Raw genomic sequence first — 22,399 nt, 5'->3', positions numbered from 1 at the left:
GCCTCTCCGTCGGGGGGTCGCGGGAGATCATCTCCCTCTCGTGCCCCCGGGCCTGCCGCGCCAACCTCCGTCGCCCGGGGGGTGCCGATGTTTGTAATCCCACGAATGTATCTTGCTTCAGTTGATCACGGAATCGGGCGAATTGGGCTGTGGATCTCGCGGGGCCCTTCGGGGGCGCGCTGGGCGAGCGTCCGCTCGCCGAGGGGGCTGTTCGAGGGAGCTGTTCGAGGGGCTCTTCGAGGGAGCTTCTAGGGGGAGCCGGAGCACCCGTAGCCGGTCGCCCACGCCGCATGCCTCGCTCCGGAGGTGACGGTTCGCCCGGAAGGGGTACCCGGGAGTACCTGAGGGTCGGATCCGGGTCGGTCCGGGAGGTGGACGATGGTGTGGTGGGCGTGGTTGGTCGCCGTGGTCGTCGTGTTGGGTCTGCTGGCCGCCGCGGTGGTCGGCGTGCAGGCCCGGCGGCGGCGCGGCGGAGTGATCGTGGTGCGGCGCGGTCGGCGCCCCGGGCGAGGGAGGGTGCGATGACGGCGCCCCTGCCCGCGGTGCTCGCGGCCGGTGATCTCACCAAACGGCCGGTGGTCACGCTGGGCGGCGAAGCGGTCGCCCAGGTCAAGGACGTCGTGCTCGATGGCGCGGGGGGCCGGATCGCCGGGTTCACGCTGGCCGGGCGGGGGCTCCTCTCCGGTCCGATGCGCAAGAGCCTGCCGTGGGCGGCGGTCCACGCCCTGGGCTCCGACGCCGTGATGATCACCTCGGCGGAGGCGCTGGCGGACAAGTCGGCGGTCGCCTCCTCGGAGGAGGCCTCGGGCGGCCTGATCCGCGGTGCCCGCGTGCTCACGGACCAGGGGGTGCAGGTCGGCACGGTGCTCGACGTGCTGATCGAGGCCGGGCGGGAAGGGTGGGTGGTCGGCGTCGAGATGACCTCCACGGAGGCCCTCGGCCGGCACGAGCGCAAGGTCTTCCTGCCGCTCGGCGGCCGGCCCGCCATGACCGGCGACACGCTGATGGTCCCGGCACGGGACACCGAGCACGTCGTCGAGGAGCTCGGCGAGCTGGCGGCGGCGGTGTGGCGCATCCGGCGCACCGAGGCGGCTGGGCCCGGCGATACGATCGGGCTGTACGAGAGCCGTGGGCACCCGGGGACGGGACGGCCCACCGAGGCGGCTGGGCCCGTCGACACGGCCGGACCGCACGAGACCCGTGCGCACCCTGGGGCAGGAGGGTCCGGCGATACGGTCGGGCCGCACGAGACGCGCGAGCATCCTGGGACGGGACGGCCCACCCGGACGGGCGGGCTAGCCGGACCGCCCGGGCCCGCTGCCGCGGGTGAGGAGCGGACCTCATGATGCTGCTCAGCCAGACCGTGGGACGTCCGGTCGTCAGCGCGTCGGACGCCGCGCACATCGGCACCGTGGCCGGGCTCGTCGTCGAACCGGAGGGGCCCGAGGGCGCCCTGATCACCGCCGTACGCCTGGAGGGCGTCAAGGACGGCGGTGACGTCGTCGCCTGGGCGGACGTCCACGCGGTGGGGCCCGACGCGGTCGTGGTCGGAGCTCCCACGGCGGCCCGGTTCACCTCCGCGGACTCCTCCGACCGCCAGAACCTGCTCGGCAAACGCCTGTTGACGGAGCTGGGCGACACCATCGGGACGCTGGCCGACGTCGCCTTCGACCCCGCGTCCGGCCGCGTCGACACCCTCCACGGCTCGCGCGGCGACCGGATCCCGGGCGCCCACCTGCTCGGCGTCGGCTCGTACGCCGTGGTGATCCGCGTGGGCACGGTGGGCGGCGCCTGACGGGCCGTCCTCCCCCGGGGCTCACGCGTCGCGCCGGTCCACGGTGAACACGGCGACGGCCGCCGCGACCACCGGCCAGAGCGCGAGGACCAGCCACGCGCCCGCGGGCGTCCACGGGTAAGGCGTGTCGACGCCGCCCTGGCCCGCGAGGCGCAGCCACGCCTGGTACGGCATGGCGTGCCCGACGACCGCCGTCCAGTGGCGGTCGTCGGCGAGTACGACGGGCAGCAGGAGCAGCAGGACGAACGAGGCGACCAGGGTGGTGCCGCTGTGCCGCAGGAGGGCGCCGAGCGCCAGACCGGCCACGGCGGAGACCGGCGCGAGCAGCGCGGAGGCGACGACGAGGCGCCACGCGCCGGGGTGGCCGATCGGGACGCCCACGCCCCTGCCGGACAGGATCGCCTGGGTCAGCCAGAAGGAGCTGCCCGCGACCGCCGCCCCGAAGGCGGTCATGACGGCGGCGGTCACTATGACCTTGGCCGCCATCAGCGGCCGCCGGGCGGGGACGGCCGCGAACGTCGTGCGGATCAGTCCGGTCCGGTACTCCGCGACGAGGGAGAGGGCGCCGACGGCTCCGGCCGAGAGGACCAGGACCAGGATGGCGTTCGCGGTGAAGGCCTGCTGCAACGGGATGCCGTCGCGGATGTACCGGGCGCCACCCGCCGCGTCGTCCCGCGACCAGTAGTGGTAAGTGTCGTACGCCGTACCGACGTTGAGGGCGACGACGGCCAGTCCGGCCAGCAGCAGGGACCAGCCGGTGGAGCGCAACGACCGGAGCTTCAGCCACTCGGCGGCGACGAGGTCGCCGAAGCGGGGGCGCGGCTCGGCGGGTGACGGCGGCAGTGGCAGCTGCCGTGGCAATGGCAATGGCGGCGGTGTCATCGGGAGTCTCCTGCCGGGTATTCGACGCTGTCGGCGGTCAGTTCCATGAACGCCTCCTCCAGGGAGGCCGTCCGCGTGGTCAGTTCGTGCAGCGCGATCCGGTGGTCCAGGGCGAGTTCACCGATGCGGGACGCGGGGAGGCCGCTCACCGCGAGCCGTCCGTCGCCGTCTGCGGCCACCGACGCACCCGCGGCGGTCAGCAGCGGCGCCAGCGAGGGAGCGTCGGGCGCCCGTACGGTCACGGTGGCGTCGCCCGAACGGGCCGCGAAGGCGGTGAGGCTCTCCGCGGCGATGAGTGCGCCGCGCCCGATGACGATCAGCTGGTCGGCGGTGTGCTCCATCTCGGACATGAGGTGGCTGGAGACGAACACGGTGCGGCCCTCGGCGGCCAGGCGCCGGAACAGGCCGCGGACCCACCGCACGCCCTCGGGGTCGAGGCCGTTGAGCGGTTCGTCGAAGAGCAGCACCGGCGGGTCGCCGAGGAGCGCCCCCGCGATGCCGAGGCGTTGGCGCATGCCGAGCGAGAAGCCCGCGACGCGGCGCCGAGCCGCGTCGCCCAGGCCGACTTCGGCGAGGACCTCATCGACCCGGGGGCACGGGATGCGGTTGGCGCGGGCGAGGACGCGGAGATGGGCGCGGGCGGTGTGGCCGCCGTGCACGTCGCCCGCGTCGAGGAGCGCGCCGACGTGGCGCAGGCCTCGCGCCCGGTCGCGGAACGGCCGCCCGCCGACGGTGACGGAGCCGCCGGTGGGGGCGTCGAGCCCCAGGATCATGCGCAGGGTGGTGGACTTCCCGGCGCCGTTCGGGCCGAGGAACCCGGTCACGAGCCCCGGGCGCACCTGAAAACTGAGCGCGTCGACCGCGGTCTTGGCGCCGTATCGCTTCGTCAGTTCGTCGACTTCGATCACGGGGACCACGGTGCCGCGCGCCACCCCCGCCCGTCGTCGGACCGGCGCTGACACCTGCCGGTGACGGATGTCGACCCGGGTTGTACGACCGGGGTTCGATGTCCGAACGCACCGGCCTGGCTACGATCGGCCCATGACCGCCTCCCCGCCCGTGTCCCTGCTCAGGTACGCCCCGCCGGGCGTGTGGGCCGCCGCCGCCTGGTTGCTCGGCATGGCGTTCGCCGCGCGGTCATACTCCGGGTTCCCGCTGATGCCGACGAGTGCGAACGAGGGGCCCGCTCCCCTGGAATGGGTGGTCGTCGCCGTGGCCGCCGGGACGGTACTGCTCACCGCGCGGCTTCTCGAGCGCCGCCCGATGACGGCGCTCGGGCTGCTGATCTGCTGCTCGTTCGGCGCGACCCTGGCGATCGACGAGACGGGCATCACCTTCCTCCAGTACGTGGCCATCGACATCGCCGCGGGCTACATCGTGGCGACCGGCACCGCCCGCGCCCGCCGCGCGGCCGTTCTCCTCGCGCTCTGCGTCCTGCCCGCCCACGCGCTGCTCCGGCAGCTGCTCGGCCTCCCGCTGCACCTCCCGCACACCGTGAGCACCAGCTGGTCGGACTGGCGGATCTACTCCCTGACGGCCGCCGTGGCCTGGCTGGCCGGTGACTCGGTGCGGCGGGCCCGCGCCTACGCGCAGCGGCTGAGCGCGCAGGCCACCGCACAGGCCGTCACCGCCGAACGGCTGCGCATCGCACGGGAGATGCACGACACGGTGGCGCACAGCATCGGCATCATCGCCCTGCAGGCGGGCGCGGCGGCGCGAGTCGTCGAGACCCAGCCGGCCCGGGCGCGGGAGGCGATGACCGCGGTCGAGACGGCGGGCCGGGAGACCCTGGCCGGGCTGCGCCGGATGCTGGGCGCGCTGCGCGGGAGCGAGCCCGGCCAACGCCCGGTCGGGGCAGGGGAGTCGACGCCGCGCGGCCCGGCCGAGGGCCTCGCGGACGTGGCGCGGCTCGCCGCGTCGACGACGGCCGCCGGGGTGCGGGTGGACGTGACGTGGCGGGGCGAACGGCGGGCGCTGCCCCCGGACATCGACCTGTCGGCGTTCCGCGTCATCCAGGAGTCGGTCACCAACGTGGTGCGGCACGCGGCCGCCACGGCCTGCACGGTGTCCGTGGAGTACCGCGACGAGGAGGTCGTCATCGAGATCGAGGACCGCGGCCGGGGCCGGGCGAAATCCGCGGCGCACCGCGCCGGAGCGAGCCCGGACACCGGGTACGGGCTGGTCGGCATGGGTGAGCGGGTCGCCCTGCTGCACGGCGACTTCAGCGCCGCGCCCCGCCCCGGCGGCGGCTTCCGGGTGCGCGCCCGGCTGCCGCTGCCCGACACGGCCGGTGTCGTCACGGCGAGCACCCTCACGGCCGGTGCCCGATGACGGTCCGCGTCCTGCTCGTCGACGACCAGCCCCTCGTCCGTACCGCCCTGAGCATGGTCATCACCGAGGCCCCGGACATCGAGGTCGCGGGCGAGGCCGCGTCGGGCGACGAGGCGGTCCGCCGGTGCGCCGAACTGCGCCCGGACGTCGTGGTGATGGACATCCGGATGCCCGGCATGGACGGCATCGAGGCCACCCGGCTGATCACGTCGGGCCCGGCTCCCCCGCACGTGGTCGTCCTGACCACGTTCGACGACGACGATGACGTGTACGGGGCGCTGCGCGCGGGCGCGGCGGGTTTCCTCGTCAAGGACATGGCCCTCGACGACATCCTGGCGGCGGTGCGAACCGTCGCGACCGGTGACGGGCTGCTCGCGCCGAGCGTCACGCGCCGCCTCATCAGGGAGTTCGCGGAGCGGCCCGCGTCCGCGGCGCCGGCCGGGGTGCCGCTCGCGGGCATCACGGACCGCGAGCGCGAGGTCCTGACGCTGGTGGGCCGCGGCCTCTCGAACACCGAGATAGCCGAGGAGCTCTGCCTCAGCGTCGCCACCGCCAAGACGTATCTGACCCGGCTGCTCGCCAAGCTCGGCGCCCGGGACCGGGTGCAGCTGGTGATCATCGCGTACGAGAACGGGCTGGTGTCGACGGCGCGTTGAGAGCCTGCGCGCCACCGGTGTGCCCGGCGAGTTCGCGTCGTGTTCACGCGCCCCTCATTGACGCGCCTCCGGTGCCTCCTTAGCTTCATGGCGCATCCGTCATCACCCATCGACCACCACCCTTCGACCTCACTCATCGACCGGTCGCCCGCCGCTCATCATCGGGCCATCACACGCGGGAGGATCTGCCGTGCGCCGACGCATCTGGGGAGCGGCCGCCGTGCTCGCCCTGTTCACGGGGCTCCTGCCGACGGCATCCGCACAGGCCGGCACCGCCGCCGCGGCCGGACCCGGGCCGCTCCCCCTGGAGCGGCTCTTCGACAACCGGGCGGTCAGCGCGGACGACCGCCCCGCGGACGCGGACTTCGACGGTTCGGGCAGCTCACTGTCCGCGCGGGACCTGGCCGCCGCGGGCTGGACTCCCGGGCGGTCCCTGGCCGTCGACGGGGCCCGGCTCACCTGGCCGCGGACCGCGCCGGGCGCACCGGACAACGTACGGGCCGACGGGCAGGCGGTGCGGGTGCGCGGCCGCGGGAACGCGCTGGCCTTCCTGGTCGCGGGCACGCGCGGCGAGGCGAGCGGCACGGGCACGGTCCAGTACCGGGACGGCTCGCGCGGCGGCTACCGGCTCACCGCCCCGGACTGGCGCTCGGGCCCGCTCGCCACCAAGTCCGTCGCACTCCCCCACGTCAACACCCCCGGCGGCCAACTCGCCGAGCGGGCACGGCTGTACGTGGTGACGGTGCCGGTGGCCCGCGGGCGTGAGGTCGCCTCGGTGCGGCTGCCCCGCGACCCCGGCGCCCCCGACCTGCATGTCTTCGCGGTGTCCGTGCGGGCCGAGACGCGCGGGTGGACGGGCACCTGGTCGGCGTCGACCGCCGGGTACACAGCGGTGGGGCCCTGGGCCGACCGGAGCGTGCGGCTCGTCGTGCACACCAGTACCGGCGGGCCGCGGGTGCGCGTCCGGCTCGACAACACCTTCGCCGCGGCTCCGGTGCGGATCGGCGGGGCGACGGTGGCGGTGCGGGAGGCGGGGGCGGGCGCCCGGGGCGAGCCGCGGCGGCTGTCCTTCCGGGGCGCTCCCGGTACGGAGATCCCGGCGGGCGCCCAGGTGTTCAGCGATCCCCTCGACTTCGACGTGCCCGCCGACACCAGCCTTCTGGTCAGCTTCCACCTGCCCGGACCCGTGACGACGGCGCCCGTGCACAGCCAGGCGCTCCAGCGGTCCTACGTCAGCACCCCGGGCGACCACACGGCGGACGGCTCCCCGGCCGCGTACACCTCGACGATCACGACGTGGCCACTGCTCACCGGTGTCGACGTGGGCGGCGGACCCGGCTCCGTGGTGCTGCTCGGCGACTCGATCACGGACGGCGTGAAGTCGACGCCGGACGCCGACCGACGGTGGCCGAACGTCCTGGCCACCCGGCTCCTGAACCAGTCGGAAGTACCGCGCTACGGCGTGCTCAACCAGGGCATCTCCGCGAACCGCGTGGTCGCCGACCGCTACCCCGGCGACGGCGTCTCCACCGACACGGGCGGCGTGAGCGCCCTGCACCGCCTCGACCGGGACGTCCTCGCCCAGACGTCGGCGCGCACCGTCGTCGTCTTCCAGGGGATCAACGACGTGCGGTGGGGCGCTTCCGCCGACCAGTTGACCGCCGGTCTGCGGGAGATCGCGGACCGCGCCCACGCGCGCGGGCTGCGGGCCGTGGCGGCGACGATCGCGCCCTGTGAGGGCGAATCGCTCTGCACGGCGGCCGCGAACGCGCAGCGCGAGGCCGCCAACGCCTACCTGCGCGGGAGCGGCGACTTCGACGCCGTGCTCGACTTCGACGCGGTCCTGCGGGACCCCGCGCATCCGGAGCGGCTTTCGCCCGCCTACGACAGCGGGGACCATCTGCATCCGGGCGACGCGGGGCTCGCCGCGCTGGCGGAGTCGGTGGACCTGCGGCTGCTCGTGCCGTAGTCCACCGGGCGCGCTACACGTCGAGGTCGACCACGACCGGGGCGTGGTCGGACGCGCCCTTGCCCTTGCGCTCCTCACGGTCCACGTACGAGTCGGAGACGGCCTTGGCGAAGGGGCCGTTCCCGTACACGAGGTCGATGCGCATGCCGCGGTTCTTGGGGAAACCCAGCTGGCGGTAGTCCCAGTACGTGAACGGGTGGTCGTACTTGAGGGGGCGGGGCACGATGTCGGTCAGGCCCGTCTCGCGCAGGGCGGCGAGAGCGGCGCGCTCGGCCGGGGTGACGTGTGTGGCACCGACGAAGAGCGAGGGGTCCCAGACGTCGTCGTCGGTCGGCGCGACGTTGAAGTCGCCGAGGACCGCGAAGGGGCGCGGGCCCGCCGCGTCCTCGGCGACCGCCGCCTTCAGGGCCTCGAACCACTGGAGCTTGTAGGCGTAGTGCTCGTGGTCGACCTCGCGGCCGTTGGGCACGTACACCGACCAGACGCGGACCGGGCCGCAGGTCGCGGAGATCGCGCGGGGCTCGTCCAGGCCGTCGTACCCGGGGCCGCCAGGCAGGCCCTTGACAACGTCGTCGAGGCCGACCTTCGAGACCAGTGCGACGCCGTTCCACCGCCCTGTCGCGTTCACCGCCGACTCGTACCCCAGCTCGCGGAGCTCGGCGGCGGGGAACTGCTCGGCCGTCGTCTTGGTCTCCTGGATGCACAGCACGTCGGTGCCGGTGCTCTCCAGCCAGGCCAGGAGCCTCGGCAGACGGGCGGTGATCGAATTCACGTTCCAGGTGGCGATGCGCATGTTCTCCAACCTACCGGGCGCCACCGACAGTCAGAGCTCGGCCGACTCCCCCGGCGTCAGACGCAGGTGCTCCGTGCCGCCCAGGGAGCCGATCTGGTGGTCGTAGACCGGCCGGGCGAGGTCGGTGAGGAGCGCGTCGTGGACGTCGTAGGCGCGCATCGGCCGGACCTCCCGTACGTAGTCGATCACCTCGGAGATCTTGTTCCACGGGGCCATGACGGGCAGCAGCAGCGTCTCGACGGGGTGGTCGGGGACGGTCAGCGCGTCGCCCGGGTGGAAGACCGAGCCGTCGACCAGATACCCGACATTCGTGATCCGCGGGATGTCCGGGTGGATCACGGCGTGCAGCTCGCCGTGCACCTGGACGTCGAACCCGGCGGCCGTGAAGGCGTCACCGTGGCCGACGGTGTGCACGCGCCCGGGAAAGGCCGCGGAGATCTGGTCCGCGACGGACTTGAGGGTCCAGATCTCGGCGCCGGGGCGCGCCTCCATGGCGGCCCGCAGCCGGTCCTCGCTGAAGTGGTCCGGGTGCTCGTGCGTCACGAGGATGACATCGGCGCCGAGCGCGGCGTCCTCCTCGCTGAAGCCGCCGGGGTCGACGACGAGCGTGCGCCCGTCCTTTTCGAGCCGCACGCACGCGTGGGACTTCTTCGTGAACGTCGTGCTCTTCGCGCGGGCGGACCGGCTGTCGGCAGAAGTCGTCATGCTCCCATTCTGCTACCCCCGCGACTCCCGCTCCTCCTGCACCTGCACCTGCACCTGCACCTACTCCTGCGGCGTGGTTTCCTCACGGATCACGGCCTGCGCGACCCGGAAGGCCGAGTTCGCCGCCGGGACGCCGCAGTAGACGGCGGCCTGCAGCAGGACCTCCTTGATCTCGGCCGGGGTGAGTCCGTTGCGCAGCGCGGCCCTGGTGTGGAAGGCCAGCTCGTCGAGGTGCCCGCCCGCGACGAGCGCGGTGAGCGTGACGCAGCTGCGGGAGCGGCGGTCCAGGCCGGGACGGTTCCAGACCTCGCCCCAGGCGTAGCGCGTGACGAGCTCCTGGAAGTCCTCGGAGAATTCGTCGGCGGCGGCGAGGGTCCGGTCGACGTGCGCGTCACCGAGGACCTCGCGGCGGACCTTCATCCCGGCGTCGTACGCGTCCGGTCGCACCGTGCCCGGCACGGCCTCGGGCTGCTCCATGGCGGCGATCTCGCCGACGGGCGCGACGGGCGGCGGGGCGATGACGGGCTTGACGGGCGGCGCGCTGATGGCCGACTGGCCGAGCGTCGCGTCGGCGGCGGGCTGCCAGGCCGACGAGAAGTGGCGTACGAGGAGGTCGGTGACGGCGGCGGGCTGCTCGACCGGCGCGAGGTGCGAGGCGCCAGGCACGACGGCGAGCCGCGCGTCAGGAATTCCCGCGACCAGCGTGCGCGCCTCGCCCTGCCCGGTGACCTGGTCCTCGGAGCCCACGAGCACCAGCGTCGGCACGCCGATCCGGCCCAGCTCGGCGCGGACGTCGAACGCGGCGAGCGCCTCGCAGGCGGCGATGTAGCACCCCGGGTCGGTGGTGCGCACCATCTGCACGGCCCAGTCGGTGATGGCGGGCTGGGCGGCGGCGAAGCCGGGCGTGAACCAGCGGTCGGGGGCGGAGCGGGCGATGGGATCGAGCCCATTGGAGCGCACGATCACGCCGCGCTGGCGGAACTCGTCGGCCGTGCCGAACCGCGGCGAGGCGGCGATCAGCGCGAGCGAGGCGACGCGCTGCGGGTGCCGGAGCGCGAGCTCGACGCCTATGGCGCCCCCGAAGGCGCAGCCCGCGTACCCGAAGCGGTGCACTCCGAGCTCGTCGAGCGTGGCGAGCAGCCGGTCGACGACCTCGCCGACGGACCCGCACGGGTGGGCGGGCGCGCCGCCGTGACCGGGCATGTCGAAGCGGAACACCCGCCACTGCCGGATCAGCTCGGGTATCTGCCGATCCCACATATGCCAGGTGGTACCCAGTGAGGCACCAAGGATCAGGACCGGGGCGTCCTCCGGCCCGTCAAAGCGGTATTGCAGGGTGTTCATCGGTGTCTCACTCACCCGCCAGACCCTCTCATCTGTCACGACAGCCCCTATGAGCGGGGTGCTGGGTGTAGCTGTTTGACCAGGTGGAAGACCTCCCGGGCAGCGTAGCGTTTGAGGCAACGGATGATTTCGCGACGGGTCTTGCCCTCCTTGATCCGGCGCTGGTAATAGTCCTGAGTGCGCGGGTCGACCCGCAGACGGGTGAACACGATGCGATGGAGCGCGGCGTTGGCCTGCCGATCACCGCCGCGGTTGAGGCGACGGAACTGCCGGCGTCCCGAGGAGCGCTCGACAGGGCTGACACCGCACAGCGCGGCGAACGACGCCTCGCTGTCCAGCCGTTCCGGATTGTCCCCCACCGTGATCAGCAACGTGACCGCCGTGTCCGGGCCGATCCCCACCACGTCGAGCAGCTGCGGGGCATACCGTTCCACGAGCCGGGCAAGACGAGTCTCCACATCCCGGATCTGCTCGGAGAGCTGTCCAATCCTGCAAGCCAGCCAACCCAACGTGATCCGAGTGGCCTGCAGCACCGACTCCTCGCCGATCTCCTCGCAACTGCTCGCGTCCGCGAACCGCGCACAAGTACGGAGGAGTTCGGCATTGCCCAGTCCGGCCATTTCTTCCCGTAAAGCGGGATCAGCAGTAATGAGCACGGACTTGAGCTGATTGATGGCCTGGGTGCGGGCTTTGACGGCCGATGCCTTCGTGAGTTTGTACATTCTCGCGATCTGCACCGGCCCGTCGCCCGTTTTGGCCCGGGCTCGGGCCCGCCCGCTCAACACGGCTCGCGCCGCGTTCTGAGCATCGAGCGGATCCGATTTACCGCGCCGCCGACGATCCGCCCGGTCCATCCAATTCACGTCAAACACGTCCACGCCCTGAGCCAGCAGATAGCGCGACAAGGACGCCCCAAAAGAGCCGGTCCCCTCCACCCCGGCCCGCCTCACGGCTCACGACTTCCTGGCCCACTTCAGCAGAGCTCGGTATCCCGCCGCGGTGGCCGGGAACTCGTCGGTGGCAAGGACTGCCCCCGTCATGGAGAGCACCGAGGCTACGTGGGCATCCCGGTGCGTATCCACTCCCAGAACCACCTCCCCCGCCGGGCGACGACGGCGGGTCTTGGGAGCAGGCAACGTACTGGGCACGATCGAACTGGACATGCCCGTTCCTCTCCTTCCGGTCCGATGACATGTCGCGTCGCCGGTACCGGGTCGCGTCAGACGGTCAGAATCGTGAGGACGCCACAACACTCGACAGGCCCCTATCGGGACACACCCCGCCAGCCCGGCACCGACAACGCACCATCCCCGGCCAACAGCCGACACTGTGACACCAGGACACCTCGGTCAGAAATGTCATGAGTCAGACCCCAGACCCGGGACAGCACCCACCCATCCTCCCGCCCCCTTACCACCCCCGCTCAGGGGCCGCAGAACATGCTCAATCCCCCTCACGCAACACCCAAAACTTGATCGCAGCCGACCACAACAGCGCACGAAGATAAGTGGCGCGTTCAGAGGGCGGGGCTGCTCGTGGGCAGAGGCTCCGCCGCCGACCAGCTCCGCCGGGCTCGCCCTCTGGGGCACGGTGGGCCATCCGCGGCACGGCACCCGCGAACTCGCCCCGGTACGTGAGGAGGCGGAACGCAGGGCACGCGCCGCGCTCGGCGACAATCGTTCGGGTTGGCACACGACCGAGGCAGCGGTGATGTCGCCGCAGGACTGCAACTTGCCTAGCAGGATCTCCCGAGAACACAAGGCTGAGGGCGCCGGTACGCGAACTCACGCTGAGCCCACGCTGATCCCGCGCAATTCGCCCAGACGAGCGGTGCCCGAGCCCTCTGCCGTCGGCGGTCGATGCCCGCGACGTGCACCCCGGAACTGGTCCACCGCCTGATTTCGATCGTCTGCAGCAGCACTCTGCCATGGAGTCACGGAGAGCCGACCGTTTCCTCCGCGACCGACGATGCTCGACGACGGCATCGGCGGCCCCCCTGCGCGGCCTGTCCGACGGCGTGCGCTGGTGTCCTCCGATCCTCATAGTCGACGATCCCGTCGCACGCCACGTGCACATCGGCGGCCGGGACCTGCTTCTCGTGCCGCCCTACTTCAACTTGGGCGCGCCTGTCGCACTCCCGAGGCACCGAACTGCCCCCCGTGCTCATGTACTCGGCAGCTCGCCGCGTTCCCCCTGGCCCCTCCGAGGGCGCTGGATCCGGTGCTGTGCACAATCAGCGGGCGAGTCAGGCTGTGGCCCTGTCGGACCGTTCGGAGATGCGGCACGCGCTCGCGCCCTTGTCGCCGCGGAAACTTCTCGACAATTCCGAACGTGTACACGGGTGAGTCGTGAGAGGTTGTCCTGCGGCGTGCGGCCGCGAATGGGGGCGAGCATGCTGTTTGAAGAGCTGACGGCACTGGCGACAGAAGGCGGACGGGCAGTGGTCCGGGCCGTGGGTACCGCGATCTGGCCCGTGACGCAGCGTCGTGCCGCGGAGTTGGTCGGCCGCGGTGACGCCGAGCGCGTGAGGGCGGAGCTCGTGCGGCTCGATCGCACCGCGCAAGCCCTGGCGCCCCCGCTGTCAGGCGATGCCAGCGCGGAGCGGGCACGGCAGGAAGGGCTCTGGGCCGGACGGTTCGAGGCCCTGCTGGACCGCCTCGAAGGGACCGAACAGTCCGGTGCGGCAGCAGAGTTGCGCGCGCTCCTTGAGTCCCTCACCGCCTCGGTCGGCGACACGGCCATCGACACCGGCAACGCGACGGCCCGCGACGGCAGCAGCGCGATCACTGGAATCCGGAACGCCAGCAGTAGCCAACCCGGCCCGTCGAAGGTCACGCACACGGGAGACGCGGAGGCCGCCGGCCCCGGATCCACCGCCATCACCGGGATCGTCAACGAATAGGCCCGTCCCGCACAGCCAGGAGCCTCGTGCAGAGCATTGCAAGCACTGGAGACGCCGACGATCGACGTCGCACTGCGGACCTCATTCCCGAGCCCCGTGAACTGGCAATCAGCCAATTGAAAAACGTGCTGCCTCGCACACCGCATACCTCTGAAACATGGCCTTTGTAGCGAGATCTTCGGGCCCGCATAGGCGTGTTGGCCGACCACACCGAGGGCGGCGCCGAAGCCGGTGTCGCCAGAATTCTTTTTACTTCCGGCCTCTGCCTTGCGTACCAAGGACTGTCCTTGTCGGCTATGGCATATATCCGTCGAGCCTTGGGAGTGTTCGAGAAAGTCATGGGCGAGGACCATCCCTATGAGTTGTCCTCGCGCAACTCCCCTACCTACGCCTATCTGTCGGTGCCTGATCCGGCACGGGCGGTGCCGCTGTTGGAGCGGGCGCTGCGGGACAGCTAGCGGGTGCGGGACAAGGACGATCTGGTCGCAGCGAACGTCCGCATCAAACTCGCCGCAGTCGCCGATCGCAACGGACAACGAGGTTCATCATGGCCGGGCGGTCACATCACCCCCGCTCGCCGACACCGCCCTCCCCTCCCGCCCACTGCAGCAGTGCTTGAACTTCCGCCCCCGCCGCATCATGCATGGACACGGCGCATTCCTGCGTGGCCGCACCACCGTGAGCGGCACGGCTGCGCCAACAGCCTGCCCGAGGAGGATGGCGCGGTTGAGGTGCGTGGGGTCGTCCGCCACCATGCCCGGAAGGTTCCGGCCGGCGACGACGATCAGCGAGCCCTGGTGGGTCCGCTCGTACCAGTGAGGAAAGAAGTTGAGCGGCAGCCCGGGCAGGAGGTCGCCGTGGGGGCTGCTGAGGGTGAGTTTGTTGTCGACCAGGCGGGCCTGAAGGTCCCGGTCGGAGACGGGCGGCAGTTCGCGGGGGTCGAGGGGCTTGCCCCCGTTTTCGGTGTACAGGGTGCGCAGGTTGGTGAAGCCCGACTCCAGGAAGAGCCGGAGGGCGACGTCCTCGATGCGACGGCTGCCGTTGATCGCTCCCCAGCCGCCGTGGCAGTCGAGGACGACTCCGGCACGGTCGCCGCCGAAGAGGATGCATTCGGCGTCGAAGCGATCAGGGGAGCGATCGGGGGCCGGGCCGGTAAGTTCGATCACGTCGGAGAGGTGGCAGTGGGTGTGCGCGAGCCGGAGCATCGGGTGGTGGACATCCGGGTGGCGGAGGTAGAGGAGTTCGGCCTCGCCGGACTCGTCGATGATCAGGTTGCACATAGTGCAGTACTGCCGGGAGGTGGCGTACCGAAGCGTGAGCGACTCCAGGTCGAATGCGGACAACGCCTGTTGCACGGTGGCGGAGATCCGCACGCTGCGCAGCCGGGGCAGGTTAGGTGACGGCGCCACGGCGTCGTCGCGACCGTCCCGGAGGACGCGAGCGCGGAGTGATTCGAGGACGCGCAGGTCGATTGGCGTGTCGCCCACGAGCTCCACGGGGCTGGGCACGGTGCCGTCCGGGTCCGTCTCCTGGTGGAGTGCGCCCAGGAAGACCAGCGTCTCGCCCGCCTCCGGCCAGTTGCCGAGCGCCTGGTGGAGCGCGAAGGCCCGCCGGGCGCGGGAACGCGCGGCCTCCGGCGCGTGGAGGGCTTTCTCGGCACGGGCCAAGTTGAACAGGCAGGTGGCGCGCAGGGGGCCGTCGTCGAGACGTTCGGTGATCTGCAGGGCCGTGCGGAAGGACGCGGCCGCGGCGGGGTGGTCGCCGGCCTCGGCGTGGCAAGCGCCGAGGTTGGTGTGGAGGGATGTCAGCACGCTGTCCATGCCGAGCTTTTCGGCGAGCGGGATGTTCTTGGTCATCAGAGCAACGGCTTCGTCCCGGTTGCCGGTATGCAGCATGCATGTCGCGGCCTGCGCGCGGGCGGAGAGGAGGACATGGAGATCTTTGTGCTCGGCAGCGGCTCGCGCGGTCTGTTCGTACTGATCGGCTGCTTCGGCCCACCGCCCGGCCCGTGCGTGGATGTTGCCCAGTGCCATCCGGCAGTGCAGGACGCCGTTGACGTCGTCGTGTCGCTCGCAGTCGTTGAGTGCCGTGGTGATCGCAGACAGGGCTTCGGTGTGCTGGCCGCGTCGCGAGTGGAGGACGGCCAGGGCGCGCGTCGCCCGGGCCCGGGTGCGGGGGGAGGCGGCGTCGCTGAAGTCGGAGACTACCGACCGCAGCATGCGGGCGCCGTCCTGCCACTGCCCCGCGACGACCAGGGCTTCGCCCAGCGCCGCCCGCACCTGGGCGAGCGCCCGACTCTCGTCAGTAGCGGCGAGAGACTGCTCCGCTTCGGTCAGTAGGCGGACGGCGTCTCCGATCCTCCCCCGGTGCCACAGCAACTGGGCTCGCTCCCGCAGGACATCTGCTTGAAGTACCGGGCTACCGGACTCTTGGGCCATGTCCGACGCGACCTTGAACTGCGACTCCGCGGTCTCGTGATGCCCGATGCCGCCGCTGTACGAGGCGAGATAGGTCAGGGAACGCGCCGCATGCTGATGGTCGCCGATTCCGATGGCGAGCTCGGCGCACTGCGCGAGGTAGGTCGCGGCCCGGTCGAGGTCAGCGCGGTGCGCGGCATCCTCACCGAGCCGGAACAACGCCCGGACCTGGCCCTGCACGTCACCAGTCTCCTGATGGATGGAGAGAGCGGCCTCGAGCGGCTCCGCAGGAGCCGACTCCGGCCGGGCACTGGCCGGGACCGCCGCGAGGTCCATCAGCGCCCGCGCCTCCCACTCTCGGCTGCCGATTGCCCGTGCCCGCTCGATGTCCCGGACGGACTCCTCCGCCGCCTCCGCTTGGCCGCCCGTGCTGCTCAGCAGTTTGGCAATCGACCGGGTGGCGAGCATCTCACCCAAGCCGCTGCTCCGGCTCAGGTCCCGGCTGTTGCGCAGGTAGTTCTCGGCCCTGCGGGTCTGTCCGACCGCCAGGTACGCCTGGCCCAGATTGCCTAGAGCGAGCGCGAGTGCCTGACGATGCCCGACGGTCCGCCAGTAGTGCAGTCCGCTTCGCAGGTACTGGATGGCGTCGCGAGGCCGGCCCAGGTTGATCAGCAGCGTCCCCAGGCCGAGCTGCGCCATGAACAGGTGCTCGGCATCGTTGGCCGCGCGCGCCGTTTCGGCGCAACGGTGGAATAGGTCAGCCGCATCCTGGCTCTCGCCGAGGTGCCCGGCAACCACGGCCCGGTTGTACAGCGCGGTGGCCGTCCAGTTGGTGTGTTCGGCCAGCTCCCCGGCCTCCTGTACGCACTGGTAGACGCGGTCCAGATCCTTCCAGTGACTGGCAACCCGCAGGTGCTCGGTGAGCGCGAAGGCGAGAAGCAGCAGGTGGTCCCATGCCTCGTACTGCCGGGCCGTCTCGACGAGCGCAACTGCGCCAGGACGGTCCGCGTCCAGCGACCGCAACGCTTCGGTACTGCTCTCGGCGGGGACGGTCGCCTCTTCGTCCAGGAAACCGATCGCATCGGTAGAAGACCGCACGCGGGCGGCTGTGACGAGACAGGCGTGATGGACGACATCCGCCCGTTGCTTCCCTGACCACTGCGCGGACGTCAGCCGGGCGAAGCGGTGCTGAATTTCGTGCATCACGAATCGGTCGTCGTCGAGCTGCTCAATGAGGTTGAGTTCGACCAGGGTGTCGAGGAGCGCGGCCGTGTCCGTGAGGTTGTCTTCGTCGAGCTCTTCTAGCGGTGGCCGTGCGATGCCAGCGGCGACGACGTCGACAGTGAACGACATGTGCGGCAGGACGCCGAGCGCGGAGAAAACCTGTGCCTGGTCGCGTTCGAGCGCGTCGAAGCTCTGCTGGAACACGGGCTGCAGCGCGGTCTGGCCGGCGACGAGGGCCTTGACGCTGCGGTCGGGGTTGGTGATCTCGGACAGGTAGCGGTCGGCGTTCACGCGGGGCCGACGGGCCAGGTGCGCCGCGGCGATGTGCAGGGCGAGCGGGTGACCGGCACACGCCGCGGACAGCGCGGCCGTCTGCTTGCCGGTCAGCCGGCCGGGGCCGGCGACCGACCGTACGAGCTCCTCGCTGGGCGCGGCCGGCAGTGGACCGAGATCGATGAGGCGGACTAGGCCGCTCAGTCCGCTGAGCTTGACTCGGCTGGTCCCCACCAGCGCGAACGGGCCGTCGATGGAGAGGATCTCAAGGAGCGCCTCTTCCGAGACGATGTCGTCGACGAGCAGCAGAACGCGCTTGTCGGCGAGCGTCCTCCGTAGCAGCGCTAGCTGCTGGTCACGGCGGTCCGGCAGAGGAGGCTCGGGCGGATAGAGCGCATGGAGTATCGACGACACGAGGTCCGTGGGTCCGGTCGACAGCGCGAGATTGATGTGGAACTGGCCGTCCGGGTACCGCTCCGCGGCCAGCCGGGACATGCGCAGGGCGACGTCGCTCTTCCCGATGCCAGGAGCTCCGGTCACCACAACAGCCGCCCGGCCGTCGCCCGCACGCTTTAGCGGGTCGAGGCCGGCGGAGATCTCCGCCTCGCGCCCGAACAGGCGCGAGCGCCGTTCGCGAGGCAGGACGGAGTCCTGCACCGAGCGGGCTGGTAGGGACGGCAGCGTCACACGGACATCGCCCGCCACGTACCCAGTGATTGCCACCCCACCGTGCGAGGCGGACGCCGCCCCCGTCGCACTGACCGAGACGGAGCCGGGCGCGCCAGCCGCCGTCGCCGCGCTGACTCCGGTGATCGCGGTGCCGCCGTCCGTCGCGCGGGCGTCGCCGCTGTCCCGCACCTCAGCGCCCGGCTGGGCGTCGCCGGACCCGTTCTCGTCCTCCATCAACCCGCTCCCCGAGACTAGCTGTAGTCGATCCCGGTACCGGCACTGCTGCCGGACCCGTCAGCCGTCGCGTCACCAGTCCGATCCACCCGCGCCGATCCCGTGCCCGCCCCACCGGGCCTGCGAATCCCGGTGTGCGCCGACCCACCACCGGACGCATTCGCCTGGCCGGTATCCGTGGCCGAGTCCCCCTGCCAGGGCTGCAGCCACGCCCACACCAGCGCTGCGACCCCGGTGCCGACCTGCAACGACGCCCCGACCAGCTCACCGGTCCCCGAGCCATTCAGCAACCACACCATCGGCGTCGCCGCGATGCAGGCCACCCCGACCATGATCAGCACGATCTTCCACGGCCGTATCATGCCGTCCACCTTCCCCCTGGCCAGCCTTTCCGCAGGTATAACAAGGACGTTCATTCCGTTGCCACTGGTTCCGACGGTCCGGGTTGTCCGTGGTCATACCTCGAACGATCCGTGCGACGGTGAACGACACCCCGCCGGAGCGTAGTCGTATTAGGTCCCGTCTACGCAGGACCCCCGTCGGAGCAAGCCGACGGGGGTCCTCACATGTCACAATAACGGGGGGTCTGCAGAGACCGTTCTGACCAGGTTGAAGACCTCGCGGGCGGCATATCGCTTGAGGCATCGGATGATCTCACGCCGAGTCTTGCCCTCCCGGGTGCGGCGTTCGTAGTACGCCTGGGTGTGCGGATCGTGGCGCAGGCGGGTGAAAACGATGCGGTGCAGAGCGGCGTTCGCCTGCCGGTCGCCGCCGTGGTTGAGTCGGCGCGAGCTCCGGCCGCCCGAGGAGTACTCGATGGGGCTGACGCCGCATAGCGCGGCGAAAGACGCTTCGGTGCTCAGCCGCTCGGAATTGTCGCCCATGGTGATCAGGAGCGCGGCAGCGGAGTCCGGGCCGATACCCACCGGCCCGAGCAGCTGCGGGGCATGACGTTCAACGAGCCCGGTCAGTCGCTGATTCAGCTCGTCGATCTGCCCGGTGAGCTGCTCGATGCGCTGAGCCAGCATGCTCAGCGTTATGAGAGTGGCCTCGGCTAAAGGGTCCTCATCACTCCCACCTGCCTCGCCCTCGCGCAGGCTGAGGCGTGCGCAGATGCGGAACAGTGCGCGGTTGCCCAGGCCGGATAGTGGCTCCCGCAGGACCGGGTCGGCTACGACCAGGACGGCCTTGAGCCTTGAGCTGGTTGATCGCCTGGGTACGGGCCTTGCCCGCGGAATCCTTGGCAATCTTGAACATCCGGGCGCTCTGCACCGGACCGTCGCCGGTCTTCGCCCGGGCCCGGGCGCGACCGCTGGGCACGGCCCGCGCGTCGGCTGTGCGTCGAGCGGGTCCGACTTTCCGAGCAGTCGACGAGCCGGGCGGGCGGGCCGGTTCACCTCGAACACCACGACCTGCTGCGCCAGCAGGTAGCGCGACAGGCCCGCGCCAAAGGTACCGGTGCCCTCCACTCCGGCCCGGCGCACCGTGCCCAACTTGCGAGCCCAGGCGAGCAGCCGACGGTAGCCGACCGTCGTGGCCGGAAAAGACTTGGGTGTAGCTCCTTTGGAGGCACTGGCTGAGCTGGGGCTTTGTCAAAACGAGCGCGTGAGGTACGGCCCCGTCGATCGAAAGCCGCAGGTCGCTCCACCAGTCATATCCAAGATCGGTTGGACGGCTGGTAGTTGCCATCGTCTGTCATCGCTGAGCATCTTCCCACGGTCCAGAGATAGCCCGACCCGGGCTCGTACTGGTGTGGGCCTGGGGCTGGTCACAGGCAGACAATCCGTGCTGAACTGATCGTGTGGATGGTGCTTTAGCAAGCCTCGTAGCGGTTGCAGGGACCTTGCTTGGATCCTTCCTCACATTCCTCTTTCAGCGCAGGACGGTGGACCGAGCCGAAGCCTTCACCTGGAGACGCCTGACCCGGGAAGAACGCCTGACTGCCTTCAGCGGCTTTGCCGAAGCCGTCGTCGCCTACCGCCGAGCGCAGTACGACCCGTTCCACCGAAAAACGGAAGACCGAGACAGTACGACGCTTGTCGAAGCGCAGGCTGAGGCTTACTACCGCCGCATGGTGGCGCAACAAGCTCTATTCCGGGTCCACCTCGTCACTGATGATCCAAGTCTTACTCAGCTCGCAGAAGGAGCACTTGAAGCCACCAGGTTGATGGCGGAGGCGGCGGACAGGCCAAGCTTGGAAGACAGCGTCGAACGGGCCAAACAGGCGCTCGACGAATTCGTACTCCGGGCGGGCAAATATATTCGCAGCTGAACTCGTTCACTGTCCGACCACAGTGCGTCCTCTTCAGGCCGTACCTCCCCACCGTCTTTGCCCACCACGCTCGCCACCACACGGCCGCTGGGGCTTCGAGCTGATTAGGGCTGTGCTTGGGGCTCCTCGTCCCTACCGTGGTGGTGGAGGTGGTCGCCATGGTGTCTTTGCCGGCGGAACTGCAGGCGCGGGAGGCTGCAGCTCGACGCGATGTGGAGAAACTCCAGGTTGAGGCTGCGGAGTTGGTCCTCCGGCTGGAGCGGGCGCGGGAGGATCTGTTGCGGTTGGAGATCACGCGGGAGGCCGTCGCGCAGGTGCTGGCGGAGTTGTCGGCCGCAGAGGCCGAACCGCACGACGCGGCGGGGGATGCGCCGGAGTCGGACGAGACGTCGGTGCCTCACGGCGTCGGAGCGATGATGGTGCCGCCGTGGCGGGAGGGCCTGGTCGCGGCGGTATTGCCGGATATCTACCGGGACATCGTGGAGATCATCACTGATGCACCAGGGCCGGTACAGGCCAAGCAGATCGTGCCGAGGATCGGTCTGCCGACGACGACCGGGAAGATCGAAGGCACTCGGGGGAAACTGAAGCGGCTGGTGGAGCGGGGCTGGCTGGACGAGGACGCGCCGGGACAGTTCACCCTCGCTCGACGAGGCCCAGGTCGGGATCGGGCCAACTCCCAGTAAGCAAAGGGCTCTTCTTCGTAGATTCGTAGGTGCCAACCTGAACGAATCACTCGCGAAGAAGAGCCTTCGATGGAACCGTACGACGCCTTACCCGAGCCTGATCCGTACTCCGCCTCCCGTGATGCCTTCGAACGCATCATCTCGACGCTGGCCGGCGGTCCGGCAGCGGACATGCCGCATGACGAACTGGGAGCGCAGCTCGAACGGTTGGGACGCGAACTGCTGCGGCAACTCATGCGGAACCACCTCGATCAGCGAGCCAGGAAGGAGGAGGACACGGTGCGAGCGGATGGAGGGCAGCCCCTGGTGCTCGGTCCCGAAGGGCAACCGCGGACCTGGCGGGAGACGGGCCACCGTCGACTGCTGACCTGTGTGTTCGGGCCGGTGCGGGTGACCCGGATCGCCTATCGCGGCCGGGGTCTTGCCAACGTGCATCCAGCGGACGAAGTGTTGTCGCTGCCCGCTGGCCGGCACTCACGAGGACTGGCCCGGCTCGCGGTCCTGGAAGCAGTTCGCGGTTCATACGACCAGGCCGCCGCCGCGATCGACCGACGATGCGGCAAGGTGCTGGGCAAGCGCCGCCTCAAAGAGCTGCTGGTCGCCTCCGCGGTCGAGATCGGCGCCTACTACACGGCGAAGATCTCCACCCCGTGCACCCGCGAAATGCCCCTGGTCATCCAGGTCGATGGGAAGGGAGTCGTGATGCGCCCCGAAGCCCTACGCGAGGCCACCCGGCGGGCGGCGGCCAAGAGCGCGGCGGCTGGGCGACGCGGACGCCTCGCCCCCGGCGAGAAGCCCAACCGCAAGAGGATGGCGACGGTGGCCTGCGTCTTCGACACCGTTCCCGCCTCGCGTCGGCCGCACGACATCATTCATCCACCCGGCGGCCGCAGCGAAGCCCGGCCGGTGCGGCCAGGTCCGAAAGCCTCCGCCACCCGTCGCTCGTAGTACGCCTGGGTACGCGAATCCCAGCGCAGCCGGGTGAGCACAATGCGGTGCAGGGCAGCAGCATTCGCCTGCCGGTTGCCGCCGCGGTTGAGCCGACGGTGCTGCCGAGTCCCCGATGAGTACTCAACAGGGCTTGCCCCGCACAACGCCGCGAACGAAGCCTCGCCTCGCATGCGCTCGCTGTTGTCACCCAGGGCCGTCAACAACACGGCTGCGCTGTGCGGACCGACCCCGACGGAGGCCATGAGGCGGGGGTAGTGCGTCCCGATCAAGTCCGCCAGGCGCTGCTCCAGCGCCCG

Annotated in this window: 17 protein-coding genes and 3 pseudogenes; 10 read left to right on the top strand and 10 right to left on the bottom strand. The window is 70.8% G+C overall.

Features of this window, described 5'->3' with window-relative positions; translation table 11 throughout:
• The first annotated feature begins 521 nt into the window (after positions 1-521).
• Both ACZ69I_RS37070 and ACZ69I_RS37065 read left to right on the top strand, forming a co-directional pair.
• Entirely contained in the window at positions 522-1,346 is an 825-nt protein-coding gene (locus ACZ69I_RS37070) for a PRC-barrel domain-containing protein (RefSeq protein WP_470836908.1), read from the top strand.
• Complete coding sequence (locus ACZ69I_RS37065) at positions 1,343-1,795, top strand: PRC-barrel domain-containing protein (RefSeq protein WP_470836906.1); 453 nt, start codon at positions 1,343-1,345, stop codon at positions 1,793-1,795. The genes ACZ69I_RS37070 and ACZ69I_RS37065 overlap by 4 nt, the downstream gene beginning before the upstream one ends.
• Positions 1,796-1,816: 21 nt before the next feature.
• Here the strand turns inward: ACZ69I_RS37065 and ACZ69I_RS37060 are convergent, their stop codons facing one another.
• Together ACZ69I_RS37060 and ACZ69I_RS37055 are read right to left on the bottom strand one after the other, a co-directional pair.
• Positions 1,817-2,677 (bottom strand): ABC transporter permease, encoded by an 861-nt coding sequence (locus ACZ69I_RS37060; RefSeq protein ID WP_470836905.1) that lies wholly within the window; start codon positions 2,675-2,677, stop codon positions 1,817-1,819.
• Positions 2,674-3,585 carry an ABC transporter ATP-binding protein gene (locus ACZ69I_RS37055; RefSeq protein ID WP_470836903.1) on the bottom strand — a complete coding sequence of 304 codons (912 nt, stop codon included), beginning with the start codon at positions 3,583-3,585 and terminating at the stop codon, positions 2,674-2,676. Before ACZ69I_RS37055 ends, ACZ69I_RS37060 begins: the two co-directional genes overlap by 4 nt.
• 133 nt (positions 3,586-3,718) lie before the next feature.
• Here ACZ69I_RS37055 and ACZ69I_RS37050 point away from each other — a divergent pair, with 133 nt between their 5' ends.
• The 3 genes from ACZ69I_RS37050 to ACZ69I_RS37040 all read left to right on the top strand — a co-directional run bounded on the left by ACZ69I_RS37050 (position 3,719) and on the right by ACZ69I_RS37040 (position 7,633).
• Positions 3,719-5,008: a sensor histidine kinase gene (locus ACZ69I_RS37050; protein WP_470836902.1), complete on the top strand. Its 1,290-nt coding sequence runs from the start codon at positions 3,719-3,721 to the stop codon at positions 5,006-5,008.
• Positions 5,005-5,664 (top strand): response regulator, encoded by a 660-nt coding sequence (locus ACZ69I_RS37045; protein WP_470836900.1) that lies wholly within the window; start codon positions 5,005-5,007, stop codon positions 5,662-5,664. Before ACZ69I_RS37050 ends, ACZ69I_RS37045 begins: the two co-directional genes overlap by 4 nt.
• Before the next feature lie 190 nt (positions 5,665-5,854).
• Positions 5,855-7,633 carry an SGNH/GDSL hydrolase family protein gene (locus tag ACZ69I_RS37040; RefSeq protein ID WP_470836898.1) on the top strand — a complete coding sequence of 593 codons (1,779 nt, stop codon included), beginning with the start codon at positions 5,855-5,857 and terminating at the stop codon, positions 7,631-7,633.
• Between the two features lie 13 nt (positions 7,634-7,646).
• On the opposite strand, the gene ACZ69I_RS37035 is transcribed toward ACZ69I_RS37040, so the two are convergent.
• The 4 genes and pseudogenes from ACZ69I_RS37035 to ACZ69I_RS37020 all read right to left on the bottom strand — a co-directional run bounded on the left by ACZ69I_RS37035 (position 7,647) and on the right by ACZ69I_RS37020 (position 11,638).
• A complete protein-coding gene (locus tag ACZ69I_RS37035) occupies positions 7,647-8,426 on the bottom strand; it encodes an exodeoxyribonuclease III (RefSeq protein WP_467678634.1) in 780 nt (259 codons plus the stop codon).
• Positions 8,427-8,456: 30 nt separating this feature from the next.
• Positions 8,457-9,131 (bottom strand): MBL fold metallo-hydrolase, encoded by a 675-nt coding sequence (locus ACZ69I_RS37030; protein WP_470836896.1) that lies wholly within the window; start codon positions 9,129-9,131, stop codon positions 8,457-8,459.
• Positions 9,132-9,191: 60 nt separating this feature from the next.
• Positions 9,192-10,490 carry a bifunctional 3-oxoadipate enol-lactonase/4-carboxymuconolactone decarboxylase PcaDC gene (gene pcaDC / locus ACZ69I_RS37025; protein WP_470836894.1) on the bottom strand — a complete coding sequence of 433 codons (1,299 nt, stop codon included), beginning with the start codon at positions 10,488-10,490 and terminating at the stop codon, positions 9,192-9,194.
• A gap of 32 nt (positions 10,491-10,522) precedes the next feature.
• Positions 10,523-11,638, bottom strand: a pseudogene (locus tag ACZ69I_RS37020) (IS110 family RNA-guided transposase).
• Between the two features lie 1,229 nt (positions 11,639-12,867).
• On the opposite strand from ACZ69I_RS37020, the gene ACZ69I_RS37015 reads away from it, so the two are divergent.
• Both ACZ69I_RS37015 and ACZ69I_RS37010 read left to right on the top strand, forming a co-directional pair.
• Positions 12,868-13,377, top strand: coding sequence for a hypothetical protein (locus ACZ69I_RS37015; protein WP_470836893.1), 510 nt, complete (start codon positions 12,868-12,870; stop codon positions 13,375-13,377).
• Between the two features lie 197 nt (positions 13,378-13,574).
• Positions 13,575-13,835: a tetratricopeptide repeat protein gene (locus tag ACZ69I_RS37010; RefSeq protein ID WP_470836891.1), complete on the top strand. Its 261-nt coding sequence runs from the start codon at positions 13,575-13,577 to the stop codon at positions 13,833-13,835.
• An 87-nt stretch (positions 13,836-13,922) separates the two neighbouring features.
• On the opposite strand, the gene ACZ69I_RS37005 is transcribed toward ACZ69I_RS37010, so the two are convergent.
• The 3 genes from ACZ69I_RS37005 to ACZ69I_RS36995 form a co-directional block, all read right to left on the bottom strand.
• Positions 13,923-18,194: a tetratricopeptide repeat protein gene (locus tag ACZ69I_RS37005; RefSeq protein ID WP_470836890.1), complete on the bottom strand. Its 4,272-nt coding sequence runs from the start codon at positions 18,192-18,194 to the stop codon at positions 13,923-13,925.
• Between the two features lie 17 nt (positions 18,195-18,211).
• On the bottom strand, positions 18,212-18,556 hold the full coding sequence (locus ACZ69I_RS37000; RefSeq protein ID WP_470836934.1) for a hypothetical protein: 345 nt from the start codon (positions 18,554-18,556) through the stop codon (positions 18,212-18,214).
• A gap of 207 nt (positions 18,557-18,763) precedes the next feature.
• The gene (locus tag ACZ69I_RS36995; RefSeq protein WP_470836888.1) at positions 18,764-19,222 is read right to left on the bottom strand and encodes a transposase; all 459 of its coding nucleotides are present in this window, start codon (positions 19,220-19,222) and stop codon (positions 18,764-18,766) included.
• Positions 19,223-20,079: 857 nt separating this feature from the next.
• On the opposite strand from ACZ69I_RS36995, the gene ACZ69I_RS36990 reads away from it, so the two are divergent.
• The 3 genes and pseudogenes from ACZ69I_RS36990 to ACZ69I_RS36980 all read left to right on the top strand — a co-directional run.
• Positions 20,080-20,466: a hypothetical protein gene (locus ACZ69I_RS36990; RefSeq protein ID WP_470836886.1), complete on the top strand. Its 387-nt coding sequence runs from the start codon at positions 20,080-20,082 to the stop codon at positions 20,464-20,466.
• A 137-nt stretch (positions 20,467-20,603) separates the two neighbouring features.
• Positions 20,604-21,152, top strand: coding sequence for a hypothetical protein (locus ACZ69I_RS36985; protein ID WP_470836884.1), 549 nt, complete (start codon positions 20,604-20,606; stop codon positions 21,150-21,152).
• Between the two features lie 69 nt (positions 21,153-21,221).
• Positions 21,222-22,079: pseudogene (locus tag ACZ69I_RS36980) on the top strand (ISKra4 family transposase); the annotation flags it as partial.
• On the opposite strand, the pseudogene ACZ69I_RS36975 reads toward ACZ69I_RS36980, so the two are convergent.
• A pseudogene (locus ACZ69I_RS36975) lies at positions 22,079-22,339 on the bottom strand (transposase); the annotation flags it as partial. The pseudogenes ACZ69I_RS36980 and ACZ69I_RS36975 overlap by 1 nt on opposite strands.
• Positions 22,340-22,399 lie beyond the last annotated feature (60 nt).

Source organism: Streptomyces sp. NPDC036815 (genome assembly GCF_055609205.1).
The sequence above is the reverse complement of the archived record's forward strand: the minus strand, read 5'-3'. Positions and strand labels throughout refer to the sequence as shown.

Bases quoted from the DNA above. Each gene is read 5' to 3' on its own strand.
- ACZ69I_RS37035 (WP_467678634.1), bottom strand. From the start codon at position 8,426: ATGCGCATCGCCACCTGGAACGTGAATTCGATCACCGCCCGTCTGCCG.
- ACZ69I_RS37030 (WP_470836896.1), bottom strand. From the start codon at position 9,131: ATGACGACTTCTGCCGACAGCCGGTCCGCCCGCGCGAAGAGCACGACG.
- ACZ69I_RS37015 (WP_470836893.1), top strand. From the start codon at position 12,868: ATGCTGTTTGAAGAGCTGACGGCACTGGCGACAGAAGGCGGACGGGCA.
- ACZ69I_RS37065 (WP_470836906.1), top strand. From the start codon at position 1,343: ATGATGCTGCTCAGCCAGACCGTGGGACGTCCGGTCGTCAGCGCGTCG.
- ACZ69I_RS37070 (WP_470836908.1), top strand. From the start codon at position 522: ATGACGGCGCCCCTGCCCGCGGTGCTCGCGGCCGGTGATCTCACCAAA.
- ACZ69I_RS36995 (WP_470836888.1), bottom strand. From the start codon at position 19,222: ATGCTGGCTCAGCGCATCGAGCAGCTCACCGGGCAGATCGACGAGCTG.
- ACZ69I_RS37045 (WP_470836900.1), top strand. From the start codon at position 5,005: ATGACGGTCCGCGTCCTGCTCGTCGACGACCAGCCCCTCGTCCGTACC.
- ACZ69I_RS37050 (WP_470836902.1), top strand. From the start codon at position 3,719: ATGACCGCCTCCCCGCCCGTGTCCCTGCTCAGGTACGCCCCGCCGGGC.
- ACZ69I_RS37005 (WP_470836890.1), bottom strand. From the start codon at position 18,194: ATGGAGGACGAGAACGGGTCCGGCGACGCCCAGCCGGGCGCTGAGGTG.
- ACZ69I_RS37060 (WP_470836905.1), bottom strand. From the start codon at position 2,677: ATGACACCGCCGCCATTGCCATTGCCACGGCAGCTGCCACTGCCGCCG.
- ACZ69I_RS37000 (WP_470836934.1), bottom strand. From the start codon at position 18,556: ATGATACGGCCGTGGAAGATCGTGCTGATCATGGTCGGGGTGGCCTGC.